Annotated in this window: 10 protein-coding genes and 1 pseudogene; all 11 read right to left on the reverse strand. The window is 54.6% G+C overall.

All coding sequences use genetic code 11. The annotated features are described in order from the left end of the window. Positions 1 to 4: 4 nt before the first annotated feature. The 11 genes and pseudogenes from NFS35_RS29300 to secD all read right to left on the reverse strand — a co-directional run bounded on the left by NFS35_RS29300 (position 5) and on the right by secD (position 17,409). Positions 5 to 2,515, reverse strand: coding sequence for a hypothetical protein (locus tag NFS35_RS29300; protein WP_330640221.1), 2,511 nt, complete (start codon positions 2,513 to 2,515; stop codon positions 5 to 7). A 260-nt stretch (positions 2,516 to 2,775) separates the two neighbouring features. After that, the gene (locus NFS35_RS14265) at positions 2,776 to 3,009 is read right to left on the reverse strand and encodes a hypothetical protein (protein ID WP_251207792.1); all 234 of its coding nucleotides are present in this window, start codon (positions 3,007 to 3,009) and stop codon (positions 2,776 to 2,778) included. 332 nt (positions 3,010 to 3,341) lie between these two features. Beyond that, entirely contained in the window at positions 3,342 to 4,709 is a 1,368-nt protein-coding gene (locus NFS35_RS14270; RefSeq protein ID WP_251207793.1) for a transposase, read from the reverse strand. A 299-nt stretch (positions 4,710 to 5,008) separates the two neighbouring features. Continuing rightward, positions 5,009 to 6,292, reverse strand: coding sequence for a group II intron reverse transcriptase/maturase (gene ltrA, locus NFS35_RS14275; RefSeq protein ID WP_251207794.1), 1,284 nt, complete (start codon positions 6,290 to 6,292; stop codon positions 5,009 to 5,011). Positions 6,293 to 6,908: 616 nt separating this feature from the next. Next, positions 6,909 to 8,558, reverse strand: a pseudogene (locus NFS35_RS14280) (AAA family ATPase); the annotation flags it as partial. Positions 8,559 to 8,807: 249 nt separating this feature from the next. Beyond that, positions 8,808 to 9,533 (reverse strand): SWIM zinc finger family protein, encoded by a 726-nt coding sequence (locus tag NFS35_RS14285; protein ID WP_251207795.1) that lies wholly within the window; start codon positions 9,531 to 9,533, stop codon positions 8,808 to 8,810. Positions 9,534 to 9,718: 185 nt separating this feature from the next. After that, entirely contained in the window at positions 9,719 to 12,334 is a 2,616-nt protein-coding gene (locus tag NFS35_RS14290) for a DEAD/DEAH box helicase (RefSeq protein WP_251207796.1), read from the reverse strand. Positions 12,335 to 12,430: 96 nt separating this feature from the next. Then, on the reverse strand, positions 12,431 to 13,978 hold the full coding sequence (locus NFS35_RS14295) for a DUF2974 domain-containing protein (RefSeq protein ID WP_251207797.1): 1,548 nt from the start codon (positions 13,976 to 13,978) through the stop codon (positions 12,431 to 12,433). 89 nt (positions 13,979 to 14,067) lie between these two features. Beyond that, a complete protein-coding gene (locus NFS35_RS14300) occupies positions 14,068 to 14,256 on the reverse strand; it encodes a hypothetical protein (RefSeq protein WP_251207798.1) in 189 nt (62 codons plus the stop codon). Positions 14,257 to 14,330: 74 nt separating this feature from the next. After that, positions 14,331 to 15,038, reverse strand: a complete 708-nt coding sequence (locus tag NFS35_RS14305) for a 3'-5' exonuclease (protein ID WP_251207799.1) — start codon at positions 15,036 to 15,038, stop codon at positions 14,331 to 14,333. Between the two features lie 112 nt (positions 15,039 to 15,150). Then, on the reverse strand, positions 15,151 to 17,409 hold the full coding sequence (gene secD / locus NFS35_RS14310) for a protein translocase subunit SecD (RefSeq protein ID WP_251207800.1): 2,259 nt from the start codon (positions 17,407 to 17,409) through the stop codon (positions 15,151 to 15,153). Positions 17,410 to 17,461: the final 52 nt, after the last annotated feature.

Here is a 17,461-nt window from a genome sequence, read left to right on the forward strand (position 1 = left end):
TACCTCATGTATCCATTATCCTTGCAAAAATAGCCTGCCCGACAGCTTTTTCCCCAACATCCTTTCTGTTGTATTGCAGCCTGCTGTTTACATAATTTGCAATGTTGTCTAATCTGTTCTGCCTTTCATACACGCTCCCTTGCCATGACACACTCTCTCCGCAGTCCTGGCAGATGCTTATCTTCCCTCCGTAACTATCCTTTTCTCCAAAGCAAAATACTTCCCCTTTTGAAGAAGAGACCAGCAATACCTCCTGTCCTCTTTTCCAGATATGGGCAAAATACATGTATCTGTCAAAAAAGTTTCCATTGTCCCTATCCACGTTCCCTGTTGCCAGCTTTCGCATAGTACCATTTTCTTTACTGACCGCTATGCACATGTTCGCATCCCTTGGCAACAGGTACAGTTCATCGCCCAACTGCACCTTATAGAAGCTCCACTCCCCTGCTTCATATCCGTCTGGGAATTCGTCATATATTTCCAGCCGCTTTTCGCGTCTGTCCCAACAAAGTATTTTGTCTGCCCTCTTCGGAACAATCCATATGCAGTCCTCATCACCGCATATCCCAGAGCCTCCTCCGTCCAGCAGCCCACATTCATAAACCGTCTTTGCCTCTGACTCGAAATCCATGCAAATCAGCTTATTGTCCGTTATCTTCGTAAATATGGCCTTTTTCCCATCCCAAAAGACGCTCCCCCATGCATATGCGTCCACCGTTTTGTGCACAGATGTCCCTTTTTCATCACCCACCACAATATTCCTGAACTGTTCTGTTTCCAAATCAATGCACACAATATAATCATACCCGCACGGAATCAGGTACAGCTTGCCCCCATATTCTATCTTTTCTGCAAATACAGTCCCCCTGCATGGGTCACTTTTGCCATACCTTATATAACGAACTGCATCCTTTTCCATATCATATACGGCAATTTCATCTCCAATCATCGGTATTACGAATATTTTGTTTTGATACAAATGAATCTTTCCGTATTGTGGATGGTCTCCCAGGAAATCCGCCCCATAGGGAATCCGTTTCACAAGGGTAGCCTTCAAGGTCGTCCTTTCCATCTTATAGATGCTATTGTCTTTTAAGGCAAGGAACCACCATTCGCCCTTATATTCCACAATATTGTCCATGGCAAGGGAATGGTTGTCCTCCATTACCGAATATGCGTTCTGAATCATAACAGGTTTTCCAGTCCTTTTGTACAGCCATACTACGCTGCTCCCGTCCCCATAATACCCATCGCTTAAACAGACCGCCCGATCCATATCGCTGGTGTCGTCATAAATTCCCCAGCGTCCCTCCCTGTACGTCTTTACGATTTCTCCATACTCCTCTCGCAACTCCTGGCGCATGGATTCTATGGTAGCTCCCATCAGCGGATGCGGCCTCCACAACAGCGCCACCTCACCCCGGTTCTCATAAAAAATGCGGAACACATCCCGCATCTTCACCAAATACTGCTCATTATACTGCAACAGCGCCGTCACCGTAGTATTATAAAAAATAACCTTCTTCCAACTCCCATCCGCCTTCCGGATGACCCGCATCCACTCCTCCGGAATCTCCAGATCCTCCTTCCGGGTACTCAGCACCTTATCCACCTTCGGCGACCCCAGCCCCAGTATCTTCTTCTCCCAATAAGCCCTGCTCCGCCCCTGCCCCGACATGAATTCCGTCAGCACATTGACATAAGCCTGCCGCATGTCCTCAGACTGCACAATCACCTGATCCGCATACGCCACCCCCGGCACCAGGCAGAACTTCTCGATATCCTTCAGCGCCTGACTGTCCTCCGGATCAATCTCCCCCAATATAAAATAAGGCACATATACTAACTTATCCGTAAACTTCTTCAAATTCTTCGAATAAAAAAACGGATGCACGCTGGTCACAATATTGCAGTCATCATAAGGATTATGTATGAATACCATATCCGGCCTGCGCGTCTCGAAATCGTAATCCTCATACCAAACCACCGGCACGTCCTTGGGATACTCCCCGCCCTCATAATGCAGCTCCCGGAAGCTCCCGTCCGGATTCTTGTCATAATAGGGAATGGGAATCACATAGGCATCACAGTCCGGATCCTCATCCGCAGCCTTCCAGATGCTCTCCAGGCTGTCCCACATGGAAGCCTTGTAAGGCAGGAACACCACCTCTGTCCGAATCCTGATATCGTTCTTCACGCTGCTCTCAATCTTGAACAACATCTGCCGCAGGCTCTTATATGCTTTGCCGACAGCAATCGGCTGCCCTTTCTCCAGTTCCCCGTAAATCCGGTAGACCTGCTCACAGTAGGATTCCAACAGGGCAATCGTGCCGAAGCCCTTCCCTTCCGCTGCTTCAATCAGGTTTCCCAGCGCAATGGCTCCGTCCTGGCAGTCCGCCAGTAGGCTCAGGGCAGCGGAAATATTCTTTTTTTCAATGGCTTTGCGGATTTCATCATGGGCTTCTCCCAATATTTTTATGAAATCCTCAGCCTGCTGCTTCTGCGCTTTCCGCATGTCCGCCTCTCCCTGTGCCGGATTTCCTGACAGGATTCCGCCTGTCCTTATTCGGAAAATCCACAGCACCACTTACAATGTATACTGCACGTCAATGAAAATGGCAGCAAACCACACCGAAAGACCCCAGGCCACATATGCTCACTATGGACAGATTTGCAAATCCTGGCGGTCTTAAGGAATTGTCTGCAACTAACTGCTGCGGGTTGAAAGCCGTTTTCCTTGTGTTTCAAGGCTTTTTCCGACAGAAATTGCAGCAGTTATTTTCCGACAGTTCCTAAATATAAATAAGGTATATTGGTCATCCATAGCGTCTCGCCGGATGATGCGGCGTCAAGCCGCTTCGCTCCCTGGTACGTCACATCCCGGACTTTCTGTCCGGTTGCCCGAAGCCGCGCTCCAGGCCTGCGGTATGTACCGCGCTGTGTTCCCAGGATCCTGGCATACCCAATCCGCAGCCGCCCAAAGGGTTCCTGCCTTCTAATGCCGTCCATCGCGCCCGCAGGCACGACTTTTTATATCATGGACAGACTCTCCAGTCCTCCCGGAGCATGGCTCCAAGTCGGTAAAACCCCGGCTCCCCGCCGGAATTCATCTGAATCGTCATCCCTATGATCCCATTCACGTTTCATGCGCACAAGCTTCTGCCCAACTCCTCCCTGGTGGAGACGATGTTCCAGACCGGCATGTGTTTCCGAGTGGTGAAGAGCAAAATCTTCGGGCTGCTGCAGCTCGAGATGAATTTTACTCCATCATTCCCGGAACCTTTTGCTCATGCGCCAGTTTGCCTGGCAAGTTTTCAGAATCGTCAATATCTATCCAAAAATCAGTTGACAACCCTGCCTTCCATCCCCCGCTTCAGCACGTTCCTGGCAGTATTCGTCTTCTCCTCCGCCGAATACCCGCAGGCATTGCAGAGGAAAATCCCTTTCTTCCTGCCGCCGCTCTCCACCGCGCCGCAGCTGCTGCACTCATTGCTGATGTCCTTCCCCAGCACCTCCACGATTTCCACCGACTGCTCTCTGCATTTCTGCTCCAGGCGGCTGCGGATGTAGCCTCTCTGCCACATGGCCACGGAATGGTTGATTTTCCGGTTGATGCCGCCCGCCTTTGGCCTGGGCATTCTGACGATGTAGATCCTCCTGGGCTTCTCTGTGCGCAGGAAGCGGTTCAGCTCCTGGTTGATATAGCTGTGGAGCCGCTCCTCCATCCGATGCCTCCGGGCATTGTACTTCCTGCGCCCCGGGTTGTCGGCTCTGTTGCGGTTATAGCTCCTGGTCTGCTGCCTGACCCATTCGGCATATTCCGTCTGCAGAGCGCCCAGTTCCTCGCCATAATGATGCCCTTCCTGGGTGGTGAGCATGGTGAACATCCCCATGGCCAGTCCTATCCGGTTCACATAGTCCTCATGAACCCGCACCGCCACATCCACCGCGGTCATGATTTCAACATTCCCTTCCTGGGGATACAGTCTGACATAAAGCTGACGCTTGTACTGGTTCCCGTCTGTCAGGGGCACGAAGACCCGCTTCCGGTTCTCTTTGGTGGAAATGTAGATTCCTCTGCTGCCGTCCTTCTCCCCGTAGCGGTAGGCTCGCTCCGCAACGGAAAATCCCCATGGCGGCTGCACCGAAGCCTGTGGCTCTGTCTCCGCCTTGTCCGTTTCCCTGCTTTTCACCCGGTACTTTCGCACCTGTCTGCACAGATAGCGGTGGAGCTTTTCCGCATCCACTTTGGATGCCAGTTCCTCCTGCTTCCTCTGCAGCTCCCGGGGCAGGACGATGGGCTCCTGGTTCAGCACGGCGGTAAAGGCGTTGTTCACCTTCAACAGGAACCGGAGGTAATGCTTCTCCTCCTCGGTCAGACCCTCATTCCTGCCAATCAGCTGCAGCACCCGGGATTTTGTCCGGGCCCACTGGCTTTTGATGTCCCCCAGCGCATCGAACACGGCCAGGTAAAAGTACACCGACGGCAGCCCCAGCTCTCCCCGCAGGCCGCTCTCCGTCATCTCATTCTGGACGGTGTAGCCGGGATACAGTTTGGACAGCCCTCCGATGCCGCTGTACCTCTGGTATACATAGCGCTTCACCTTGCCGTAATCCGCCGCAATCTCCTGCAGCTTCTTCATATCCTCCGCGCAAAGCGGGGTCTTGCTGTACTGGTGGACGGTCTTGCATACCTTGTCTGACGGCATTTTGGAGTTCCCTTTACTCTCTATAAACACATGACAATGCGCGATTCCCAAAAAGTGTACTTTTTGGCTACTATCAAAAGATGGGCACAATTACCAAGAAAAATATCTGTTTACGCTTGATTTTATGCCCATCTTGTATTAAAATAGGATAGGTTAACAGCCATATAGCCGATTCTCAAAAAGTACACTTTTTGGTATCATTTCAGACAAATCGAGTAGGAGGAAATTTCTCTAATTGAGAAATTTCCGACCTCTCACACCACCGTGCGTACCGTTCGGTACACGGCGGTTCAATCAACTTAACAAGTTACTCGCCTTTCGGCGTAGTAGTCCGACATGGAAACTAATCCAAACCGGGTTAGTCTCTCTTTCGTAACAGCCACATTCATTGCTCCTCTTTGGCATACATAGGCAATTCTTGCTCCTGTATATGCCGTTGACCATGCATATTTGCAGCTGATACCTAATTCTATCAGGTTCTTTGCTCTATTCTGCGGTGTTTTCCAATGCTTCCATATGCACATACGAAGCCGGTAGCGGATTTGACTGTCTAGCCGTTCGCATAACCCTTTCATGCTGCCGATTTTGAAATAGTTTATCCATCCTCGGATAAGTTGGTTGAGCTTCTTGACTTTGTATCCATTGCTCACTCCCCAACTCCTGCATGTGAGTTTCTTCATCTGCTCCCTGAACTTTGCCGCCGCTTTCGGGTGGGGTCTGGCTTTATACCCTTTGGCAAATGAGTCATAGTAGAATCCAAATCCCAGATACCTGATTCCCTTGGGCTTATCCACCTTACTTTTCTCCCCATTTACTTTCAGGCCCAGCCTTTCTTCGATAAATCGGGTGACGCTCTTCATTACCCGTTCTGCCGCCTGCCTGCTTCCAGCCATGATAATCAGGTCGTCTGCGTAGCGGACGAAATCCAGCCCCCTTGCTTCCAGTTCTTTGTCCAGTTCGTTCAGCATGACGTTCGCTAACAGCGGCGAAATATTTCCGCCCTGCGGCGTGCCCACTATGGTATCTTCATACTCGTCGTCTATCATCACTCCACTGACCAGGAACTTCCTTACTACCGATATGACATCCCCATCCTTGATTGTACGCCCGAAGATAGTCATCAGCTTGTCATGGTCTACTGTGTCAAAGAACTTTGCAAGGTCAATGTCTACAACCCAGCTGTGTCCGTCATTCATCATCTCTAATGCTTTCAGGACTGCCTGCTGTGCACATCGGTTCGGCCTGAACCCATAGCTGTGGTCGTGGAACTGCTCTTCAAATATCGGAGTGGGCACCTGTGCTACTGCCTGCTGCACAAATCTGTCTACCACCGTTGGTACTCCGAGTTTTCTTGTCCCGCCCTCTGGTTTGGGTATCTCCACCCTGCGGACTGGCTGCGGCTTATATTTCCTCGTCCGCAGCTTCTCCCTGATGCTTTCGCCGTTTTCCCAAAGGTATGCGCCAAGCTCTTCGACAGTCATCCCGTCCACGCCTGCCGCGCCTTTGTTCCTTACGACTTGCAGGTACGCGGCATTAAGGTTATCCTTGCTCAATACCTGCTCCATGAGACTACTCGTGTCCATGCGTTGTTTCCTTTCTGCCCCTTTTGCCTTTGCCGCCTTTGAAGTCATCGACAGGCGTATGCTCTGGCTACGAAGTGGAACGTACTTCAACTGATTGATTGTTCAGCCCTTCGCTCCATTCCCATTACAGGAACTTCTTCACTACTATGGCTTCTGCTGACTCCTCACAGTTCGTTGTTACTACGGCTGATGAGACCGCCTGTGAGACCTCCACGCTTAAGGCGCGCGCTCTTTCCCCTCACCTATCCGCCACATCTACTCGTACTTCCGGCAACTTTTGGACTTCATCTCTTTTGGCAGACTTATCCGTATTTCCGAGCCTTATATGTGATTTCTGTCCGTCGGACCAAGGGTTTGCCTACAGCTTCTTTCAGATTCCACCTCACGATGGACACCCTTGCTGTTCAGCTATACACTTCCTCGTTGCCTAGGCGTGTTAGGGACTTTCACCCATTAGAGCGCGCCCATGGCGCGCAAACCAAAAAAGCCGGGACATTTCATCCCGGCTCCCTTTATACCATTCCCCTTCCGCGGCTTCCCGGAGCAGAAGCATCCCGTTCCAGGCTCCCGGCAGCGCCCCGAACAGCTCCCGGCATCTGCACCCACAGACTCAATTTCAGCCTCCAATCAACACCTGTTTTCCCCTGAACGCAAATCCATACTTTTGAATCCGCTCTGCCGGGAATCCCTTTTCCAGCAGCGCGGCATCATACCCTTTCTCCTCAATCTGCTGCAGCGCAGCCTGTACCGTATCCTCAAGGCTCTTCTCTTTTCTCGGATTGTTTACCTTGAATTCTATAATAATCGCATCTCTTCCGCAAGTATTTGATACCGCGTCCCCGGCGGGATTCCTCGGCTCCAACAGCACATCATAGCGCCCAAAGCCACTCTCCCGGTTGGAGGTAATGCTGTATCTATCCGCCAGATCCACCATCAGTCCCAGCACAAAACCGTGGTAAAAACGCTCCGGCTCCGCTTCCTCCGATGGCTTCACCCCCGCGTCAAAGCTGCTGAAGGTAGCCAGCGCCACCCGGTTCATATACAGATTCATGGCATCCAAATCTCCCAACAGCAGAGCTTTGATAAAGGTATTGTAATGGGGCGTATGGTCGCGGAACCACCCGTCTATCATCCGCTCGAACATCAGCCTCACTTCCCGGTTGGTAAGCTTCAGCCCATACTTCCAGCTTCCGTAAGGAGGCCTTTCACAGCTCTCTACCCTTAAGTATCCACTGGCCAGAAACAGGCTCCAGACAGCGCTCTGGCTGTAATCAAGTTGGTCAAAAACGATTTGTTCGTCAATCTCCGTATATAAGATTCCATCCCCAAGCAAAAGCTCCATTGTCATCTTTATATCCGGGCTGCCCTCCCGAATCAGCTTGCCCACCAGGCTGTTAGAACTGGTGTTTGCCCAGTAAGCGGCAAATCCACCATTTTTTAGATAATTCAGAATAGACCAGGGGTTATAAATATCTCTCTGCCTGCCAAAAGTGAAGCCGTCATACCAGTTCTTCACTTCCTTCTGCCTATCTCCCATCCCATATTCGTCCAGCGCGGCAAATACCTCCTGTTCCGTAAAGCCAAAGCTGTCTGCATACAAATCAGACGTAGCAGTCACCACCTCCAGATTGTTCAGATCGGAGAAAATCGACTCCTTGCTGACACGAGTGATTCCGGTCATGATTGCCCGTTCCAGATAAGGGTTCGTCTTAAAGGAGGCATTGAACAGGCTCCGTAAGAACTCCACTACCTCCCGCCAATAACCGTGTACATAGGCTTCCTGCATGGGCGTATCGTATTCGTCCAACAGGAGGATGACTTTTTTGCCATAATAGCGTGAAAGGAAGGACGACAGCGCATGCAGCGAATTCGTAGCCAGATAGTCTGCCATGTCCACAGATACTCCCCGGAACCTTTCCTTCTCCCGCTCATTCAGGCATCCACTGTCCAGAAGGAAATCATATTTGTCATACAGTTCTGTAATAATCTGACAGATCTGCGTCCTGGCGCCCGGAAATGTGGTCTCCTTCACCCTGGCAAAAGAAAGGCTGATGACGGGATATGTCCCCTGCAGCTGCCGATACCGCTCTTCCTTCCAGATGGAAAGGCCTTCAAAGAGTCCTGCCTTCCCTGCACATTCCACGGAAAAGAAATATTCCAGCATGCTCATCGTCAATGTCTTACCAAAGCGTCTGGGGCGGGTAATCAGAGTAACGGCATCCTGATTCTCCCACCATTCCCTGATGAAATCCGTCTTGTCAATATATACTGCTTAACGATTTCACTTGCCGTGAAATCAGACTGCATAACGCTGACCGGTTCAATCGCATGATTGCATTAGGCAGTATTCAGCGTTATGCAGTATAAAAGCAGTTCGCCTGAATCAATTGCTCGAAATTTTGATGTCCGATTCCTACAGTCCTTGCTGCCATACTACGCCTCCCATATCCTGAACCGCTTTCGCGGTTTCCCAGCATCCCATTACGAAGAAACCCTCTTTTTCATTCACATTATCCTACAGCACCCCAAACAATCCCCTGACATCCTCATCCGCAATAATCCGATCACTGCCCTTCCCCTCATTCGCCAGCATCGCCTCCACCTTGCCCGCAATGGTCACATCGATGAACCGCCCCACATCGATCCCCCGCAGCTCGAAGAACAGCAGCGGCTGCTCGTCCAGGCGCACTCCCACTCCGTACAGGGCCGCCGCCACATGCTTGCACAGAAGCGCCCAGTCCGGGCAGCTGCAGCTGAAGCTGATCTCCCGGGGCGTGGGGAACAGGCCGTCCTTCCCCTGGAACAGCTCCTGCATCTGCTCCGGGAAGTTCCCATTCAGCAGCTCCTCCATATTTTCAATCTTGCTGCCGCATTTCTCGATGATTCCCTGGCATTTCTCCTCGGAAAGGGGGCTGATGCGGATTTCCACCTTGTAGGGCACCTTTCTGGTTCCCTGCACCCTGGCCTGGATTTTTCCCTTCTGAATCTTCAGATCCAGCACCGCTCCGGCTCGGACATAGCGCTTGCCCCTGTCCAGACGGCTTTCATAGTCCGCATACCGCTCCAGGTTCTCGCACCAGGCCTTGCCCCACCAGTTGCGCACAATCGTCCTGCCCTGCACCGTGACGGGCTCCAGCGCCGCGCCCTTCTTCTTTTCCTTTTTTCTGCTCTCTGCCGCGTTCTTTTTGATTTCCGCCGCGGTAGGCTGCTCATACGTTGCCGTCTCCCAATATCTGTTCATCCTGTTCTCCTTCCAAGGCCTGGACTTCCCTTTATGCCGATTACAGGGCCTGCCCCAGCAGCATCAAAATGCGTCACGCCGCTCACGTCTTTTCGCCATGCCGTCTGTCTAATCGGCGCCATTCGGAAAGCACCGGCCAATCCCATGAAATCCGGCTCTTCTTCCGTGTGCAGTTTCGGATTTCTTTACACGCTCAGCTTCAGCATGGCCATCAGCTCCTCATTGCCCAGCTCCGTGATCCACTTCTCCCCGCCGGAGCCGATCACGTTCTCCGCCAGTTCCTTCTTGGATTCGATCATGGCGTCGATCTTCTCCTCGATGGTTCCCTGGCAAACCAGCTTATGCACCACCACGTCCTTTTTCTGGCCGATCCGGAAGGCCCGGTCTGTGGCCTGGTTCTCCACGGCGGGGTTCCACCAGCGGTCGAAATGAATCACATGGTTGGCTTTGGTCAGGTTCAGGCCGGTTCCACCCGCCTTCACGGACACCACCATAAAGGGCACATATTTCTCCCCCTGGAAATCCTCCACGATCTTCCCCCGCTTCGCCACCGGCGTGCCGCCATGGAGCACATGTCCTTTCCTCCCGAAGACCTGCTCCAGGAACGCCGCCAGGTATTCCGTGATTTCCTTGAATTGCGTGAACACGATCACTCTTTCCCGTTTCTCGTATATGGTCTCGCAGATATCCTTCAGCATCAGGAGCTTCCCGCTCTCCTCCATGGCATAGGCGGACTGCCCCAGGAATTGATCCGGATGGTTGCAGATCTGCTTCAGCTTCATGATGGTGGTGAGGATGATGCCGCTGCGCTGGATGCCCTCCACCTTATCGATCATCTGCTCCATGTCCGCCACCGCTTTCCGGTAGAGGACGACCTGCTTCCTGCTCAGTGCCACATAGTCCACGCTCTCCAGCTTCTCCGGCAGATCCGAGATGATTTTTTTGTCCGTCTTCACCCGCCGGAGCATGAAGGGCGACACCATTGTCTTCAATCTCATGTAGCCCTCCGGATGCTCGTTTAAGCCCTTGCAGTATTCATGGAATTCTTTTGCGGTGCCCAGGAGCCCCTTGTTCAGGAAATCGAACAGCGACCACAGGTTCATAAGCTCGTTCTCGATGGGCGTGCCCGTCATCACGATGCGCATCCGGGCGCTCAGCTTCTTGATCTCCCGGGTCTGCTTGGTGCCGGGGTTCTTGATGGCCTGCGCCTCGTCCAGGATGACGCAGTCCCATTTAATCTCCTGCAGGCCCCTGACACGCGCCGCCATGCCGTATGTGGTGATGGTCAGGAACGCCCGGCTTTCCGCCAGCTCCTCTTCCAATACCCCGGCGCTGCGTCCGTGGAGCAGCATGAAATCCAGTCCGGGCGCAAATCTCTCCGCCTCCCGCTGCCAGTTGCCCAGAAGGGAAGCCGGCAGCACCAGAAGGGCTCTGGCCGTCGGGTTCTGGGTGCGCAGCCTCTCCAGATAGGCCAGCACCTGGACCGTCTTCCCCAGCCCCATGTCGTCCGCCAGGCAGGCTCCGAAGCCCAGCCCGTCCATGTAGTTCAGCCAGGTATAGCCGTTCTTCTGGTAAGGCCGCAGGGTAGCCTGGAATGTCTTCGGCACCGGGGCTTTCCGGATGGTCTCGGGCTTGCGCATGTGCGTCAGGAATTCCGCCAGCCACTGTCCGTTGGACACCGCTGCCCCCACGTCCTTCTGTCCCTTCCCCTGCCCCAGCTCCAGCTGCATGGCATCCAGCAAGGTCATCTCTCCCGGCATTCCCTCCAGCCTCGCAAGCAGCTCCCGCAGCTTCTCATGGTCTACCTCCACCCATTTCCCTTTCAGCAGCGCTAACCCTTCAGTCTGCTCCAGGAGCCTTCGCACCTCCTCCTCGGTGAGCTCCTCCCCGTCCACCACCAGCTTGGGACGCACGCCGATCAGCGTGTCAAAGCCCAGCATGGAGGGCTTCTCGTCCCCCAAGCTGGCCTCCAGGGTGACGCCCGCCGCCTTCCTTTTCCACCAGTTGGGTATCCGGCACAGGATCCCCGCCTGTTCGATGTCCTCGATCCGTTTCAGGAAATCGTAGGCCTCCTGTGCCGTCAGCCGCAGAGGGTGGAACATCTCGCCGCTCTCCATGAAGCCCGCGATCAGCTCCGATACCTCCGCGGCGCGGTTCAGGCAGGACAGGAGCTTCAGGAGCTTGTCCCGTTCATCCTTATACTCTGTCAGGGCATATTTCAGCGGCACATGGCGCACCTTGCCCGCCGCGTCTCTGGTGGCATAGGTGGCCAGGAAGGCAAAGGGGTATTCTTCCCCCCTGTTCTCCACCAGGTGGAAGAAAATCCGCTCGGGCACATGGAGATGCTGGCTCTTCTCCGTCAGGTACATCTCCACCGTCCCCTGATAGCCCCGTATCTCCTCCCTGAAGATCTTCAGCAGCCTGCGGAAGACCGCGGCGATCCACTTCCCGTCCACATGCTCCGCCCCGATGGCGAAGGGCACCGCCCGCAGGAGCGCCTCCACATCCTCTTCCAGAGCCTTCACCTCCACCTTTTCCCGGGCCAGTTCCAGCTCCGGCAGCCTGGTCAGGCATCTCAGGAAGGTGTCGGATACCAGGTACAGGAAGCTTCCGGAGGCCGTAGGATTTTCGCTCCTCTCCTCGAATCCCATCTGGTACAGGGCATAGTATCTGTCCGCCTCGAACCGGCTCCTCCATGCATCCCCGCCGCTCTCCTCCTGAAGGGACGGGGCGTCCGGATAGAAATCTTTTTCCGTGAAAATGAACTGCAGCCCTTCCCCGCTGGTATTTGTCTTATCCATAAAAATCGTCCTTCCGTGTTTTTTCTTTCGATATATTGTTATCTGTCCTTGATTTCAAGGCTGCCCTGCCGTTCCCGCGGCTGTCTGCCCCCGCTCTCACGAATCCGCCTTTGGCCTCCCGTCCTTCCCTTTCGCCCCCAGGGCCTCAAGGGCCGCCTCCGCCTTTGCCGCCACCTGCTTCTTCCGATTCTCCCTGGCGATCTCGAACAGCGACCCCACGATCTCCTTCAGCGCCTTCACGGTCTCTTCATCCACCTCTTTCAGCGCGGCGATCACCCCGTTCATGCTCTTCTTCCACTCCGCCGTGAAATCGATCAGATTGTCCGCCTGCGAAGCAGTAATCACCTGATACAGCGTGTCCACGAAGGTGCGCAGCTGCTGTTCGTTCAGGGACAGAATCCACTGGTTCAGGTTGTTGTCCATCTGCTGTCTGCGCTCATACAGACGGTCTGCCCGCACCAGATGGTTCCCCGTCACCAGCCAGGTATAGGGGTCGTGCTGGAGCAGCCCGAAGGTCTTGCTCTTCACCACCTGGAAATACATGCCGGACTCGAATATCATCCCCACCAGGGAGGAATTGGGCAGAATCTTCACCACCCTGTCCGCTATCTTCCCATAATCGCACTCCCGCAGCACCTCCGGCCGAAAGCCCGGCCCGTCCATGCTGTAGATTTTCAGGATACGATCCTGTATATCCGGCTTGCAGTTCATGGCGCTGTACACCGCCAGGTTCCCGCCCTTGGAGTGGCCTCCCACATAGAGCGGGCCGCCGAATCTCCCGGCCACCCTGTTCAGATACTCCACGCTTATGGCCTGTCCGGGCACCGGCGTGAGGAACGCCATGTTGAAGTCCTCCTTCCACCCTACGATAGTCTCGTCCGTACCCCGGTAGGCCACATAGCGGCTCCCGTCCCCCAGGGTAAAAGTCACCGCCGAGAACTGGGTCTCCCACCGCTCCTCTATTACATTTACGTAGTAATTCAGTTCCAGGTTCCGGAAGCGCTTCCCCTGAACCATCCTCTCGTAGAGGGCGCGGTTTGGCTTCTCATAGCGCACGTCCGCAAAGAGCTTCTCAAAATCCGGATGCTCCTTCAGGCTCTCCAGCGTGACACCCGGCCTCTCAGACGGCTCCACCAGAAATCCCTTCGAGACTTCCGCTTCGGCCTTATCTGCCGTTTCCCTTTCCGCCCCCATCGCTTCGGATGCCCCCGCTTTGGATGCCTCCACTCCAGATGTCTCCGCTCCAGATGTCTCCGCTTTACACGCCTCCACTCCAGATGTCCTCACTTTGGACACCTCCGCTCCAGATACCTTCACTTCGAACGCCTCCGCTCCAGATGCTCCAGATGCCCCCATTTCAGATGCCCCCGCTCCGGCATGTAATCCGCCTCCCGCCCCCGGTACGCCGGGCATGCCATCCTCTGCCCCAGGCACCATCCCGTCAAACTTCAGATACGCAAGCTGGCACAGCGCCAGGCTGTCCACATCCGTCATGGGCATTTCCCGAAAAGTGTATTTCCCATATTTTTCCAGATAGTTCAGCAATGTCCCCATCTTACACCTCTCCCGCAAAACATCCTCATTCCTGTCCCGGATTCGGCGCTCCGGCATCCCCATATCCCTTCCGGCCCGGCTTCCCCCCATGCCCCATATGCCGCCTCCGGCACTGCCCTGCAGAACCGCATCGACCCCAAATCAATACTTCCCTGCCTTTTCCGCAGCCGGGAGGGGAATCAGAGCACGATGCATATTATAACCACAATCATGAAAACAATGATATACAGCGCCCATGCCCACTTATTTCCCAGATTCACAGTCCAGCTGCACTCATGATTCCGTCTCTTGACAATCAGCCTTTTATCCTCTCTGTTGAAATATATCCTTCCCGTTATCCATCCTTCGTCCCTGTGGCCTGATTTCACAAAAATCCTCCATGCCGCCCTGGCGGCTCAAATCGAAACGTGAACCCCCTTCCTGCCAGATTTCATACCGGACTTCACGCGTTCCTGGTATACCTGCACCGCGGAAAGGAGCTGCAGCCCCAGAACGCGCCGAATTTCCCCTTGCGCTTCACCAGGGCCCCGCCGCAGTTCGGGCAGCTTTCCTCCGTTGCGCTGGCCCTGCTCCCCGAAGCATTTCCCCCCATGCTCTGCGCCCTGCTCCCCAGTATCCTGCCCATGCATTCGTAGCACTGCCGGTTCATGTCACAGTCCTTCAGGGCTCTGTGCGCCCCCTGGGTATCAATCCCGAAATGGGCTGCCAGATCCGTCAGCCTGTATCGGTACAGCCCGGGCAGACAGCTTTTGGCCAGATACAGCGTATCCACATAATCGTTTGGCACCGTCCGCTTCAGCGCCCTGGCAGCGCCGTTATAGAGGAAGAGCATGTCGAAGGTATGTATATTGTGTCCTACAAGCACGTCTTCTCCTATGAAGGCAAGGAACCTGCCCAGCGCGTCCCGCAAATCCGGGGCCTCCCGCACCATCCTGTCCGTGATGCCATTGACCCTGGAGGCCGCATAGGGAATGGGCCTGCCGGGATTCACCAGCGTGGAGAACTCCTCCGCCGCTTTTCCCTCCCGCACCCGTATGCCGGAGATTTCAATCATCTCATCCGCCTCAGGGCTCAGCCCCGTGGTCTCCAAATCGAATACCACATAATCCTTTGTGTACAGGCTCAGCCTTTTTCCTCTTTCCGCCGCCATCGCATCCTCCTTGGTCCTTTTACCCTTTTCCCCTGCCCTGCAGGACAGGCTTTTATATGAGGAAAAGAGGCTGCAGCAACAGCCCCTTTCCAAACGATACGTTTCTCTTACGTTATTTTTCCTTCTTCGGAAGGAATTTCTGCCGGAACACATACCACAGGCTTCCCGCCAGGCAGATGGAGGAGTATGCGCCGCAGACGATGCCCACCATCAAAGGCAGCGCGAAGTCCCGGATGCTGGTGACGCCCAGCACATACAGCACCGCCACCATGATGAATGTGGTCAGGGAGGTGAAGATGCTCCTGGACATGGTCTGCGTGACGCTCTTGTCCACGATGTCCTTCAGGTCGTCCTTGTGGCTCATGGTCGCCATATTCTCACGGATACGGTCGAAGATGACGATGGTGGCGTTGATGGAATAGCCCACAATGGTCAGCATACAGGCCACGAAGGTATTGCTCACGGAGACCCTGGCCACCGCGTAGAACGCCAGCACCACCAGCACGTCGTGCAGCAGCGCGATGATGCTGCTTAAGCCGAACCGGAGATCCTTGAACCGGATGCGGATGTAGAGCAGCATGAATATGATGGCCACCACCACCGCGATTACGGTGTCCGACTTCATCTCACTGCTGATGACGGAGCTGATGGTCTCGGAGGTGATCATATTTTCCTCCACGCCGAACTTGTCCACGAACATCTGGTTCAGCTCTTCCCTCTGCTCCACGTTCAGGGTGGAAGTCTTGAAGATGACCTCATTGGAGTCCTGAACCGTCTGGATCTGAACCGCGCCTCCCGCGATCTCTTCAATAAAAGGCGCCACCTCGGCATTGGCCTTCTCCAGCGTCATAGCCTCAGGGAACGCCACCGTGGTAGCCGTACCGCCCTTGAATTCCAGGCTGTAGTTCAGCGCGTCCCCGGAGGATGCCTTGTGCACACCCATGACGATGAATCCGGCCGCGATCACCGCCAGGGAGACACCGAAGAAGATGCCTTTCCTGGAAACAATGGACAATGCCTTGCGCTCCCTGCCCACGCCGTAGAGCTTCTCGCTCTTAAGTCCCAGGGCATAGAACGCGTACAGCAGATATCTGGTCACCACCAAAGCCGTGAACATGGAGAGCACGATGCCCAGCGCCAGAGTCTGTGCAAAGCCCTTCACCGTGCCGGGTCCCAGCAGGAGCAGTACGCCCGCGGCGATCAGCGTGGTGATGTTGCCGTCGATGATGGCGGAAAGCGCCTTGTCGAAACCGATTTTTATCGCATTGCGCACAGTCTTGCCCGATGCCAGTTCTTCGCGGATACGTGCAAAGATAATCACATTTGCGTCCACCGCCATACCGATGGACAGGATGATGCCCGCCACGCCCGACAATGTCAATGTCATGTCAAAGCCGTTCAGCAGCAGAATCACCAGCGCCACATAGCACAGCAGCGCGATTCCCGATGCCAGGCCAGGAATCAGATACACCACTATCATGAAGATGATGACCAGCGCCAGGCCGATGGCCCCTGCCTTCAGGCTGGTGTCGATGGCCTCCACGCCCAGCTGGGCGCCCACCACCTTGGAGTGCAGCTCCTCCAGCTCCAGCTTCAGGCCGCCGATGCGGATGGTGGATGCCAGGTTCTCCGCCCTTTCATAAGACTCCATGGGGGAAATCTGGGCGCTGCCGTCGGTGATGACCGCGTTCACCCCGGGAGCGCTGATGATGTTTCCGTCATAATAAATCGCCAGGGACTCATTCTTGTCAAAGGCCCTCTGTGTGACTTCCGCGAATTTCTTCGCGCCCTCGTCCGTCATGGTCAGGCTCACCGCGAACTCAGAGCCCATGTTGGTCTGGAGGCTGCCCGCGCTGGCTTCCTTCACATCCGTGCCCTGCACCTGGATGGAACCGTCCTCCAGCAGCTCGTCGATGGTCTTGTTCAGCACATACCCCACGCCGTAGGTGCCGTCCGGGTTCTGTACTGTCTGCTGGCTGTAGTTCTGATTGCCCTGGTCGTCCGTCTGGGCGATGAAATACAGCGTACCGGGCCTGCCCAGCTCCTGCAGGATGGCATTGGCATCGCTGACGCCGGGAATCTCGATATTGATCCTGTCAGTGCCCTCCTGATAGACAATGGCCTCCGTGCTGTAGTTCTCCACGCGCTTCTGCAGCTTCGCTATGGTATCGCTCATGTCCGTGGCGCTGGGATCTTCGTCCCCCACCACCTGATAGGTGATGCTGACGCCGCCGGCCAGGTCCAGGCCTAAGTTGATGTCAGACATGCTCCCCTCACCCTCCGGATTCACGCCGAAGACGTCCACATAGGTGACGCCTATCAAAGCCAGCAGGACACAAAGCAATACTACAATCGCCTTGTTCTTTTTCATGTTCTTTTATCCTTTCTTTAATTTATGGTTCTGCAAGTATCCGTCAGGTACC

This window comes from Acetatifactor aquisgranensis (assembly GCF_943193215.1).
In the GTDB taxonomy this organism is placed as follows: Bacteria; Bacillota; Clostridia; order Lachnospirales; family Lachnospiraceae; genus Acetatifactor; species Acetatifactor aquisgranensis.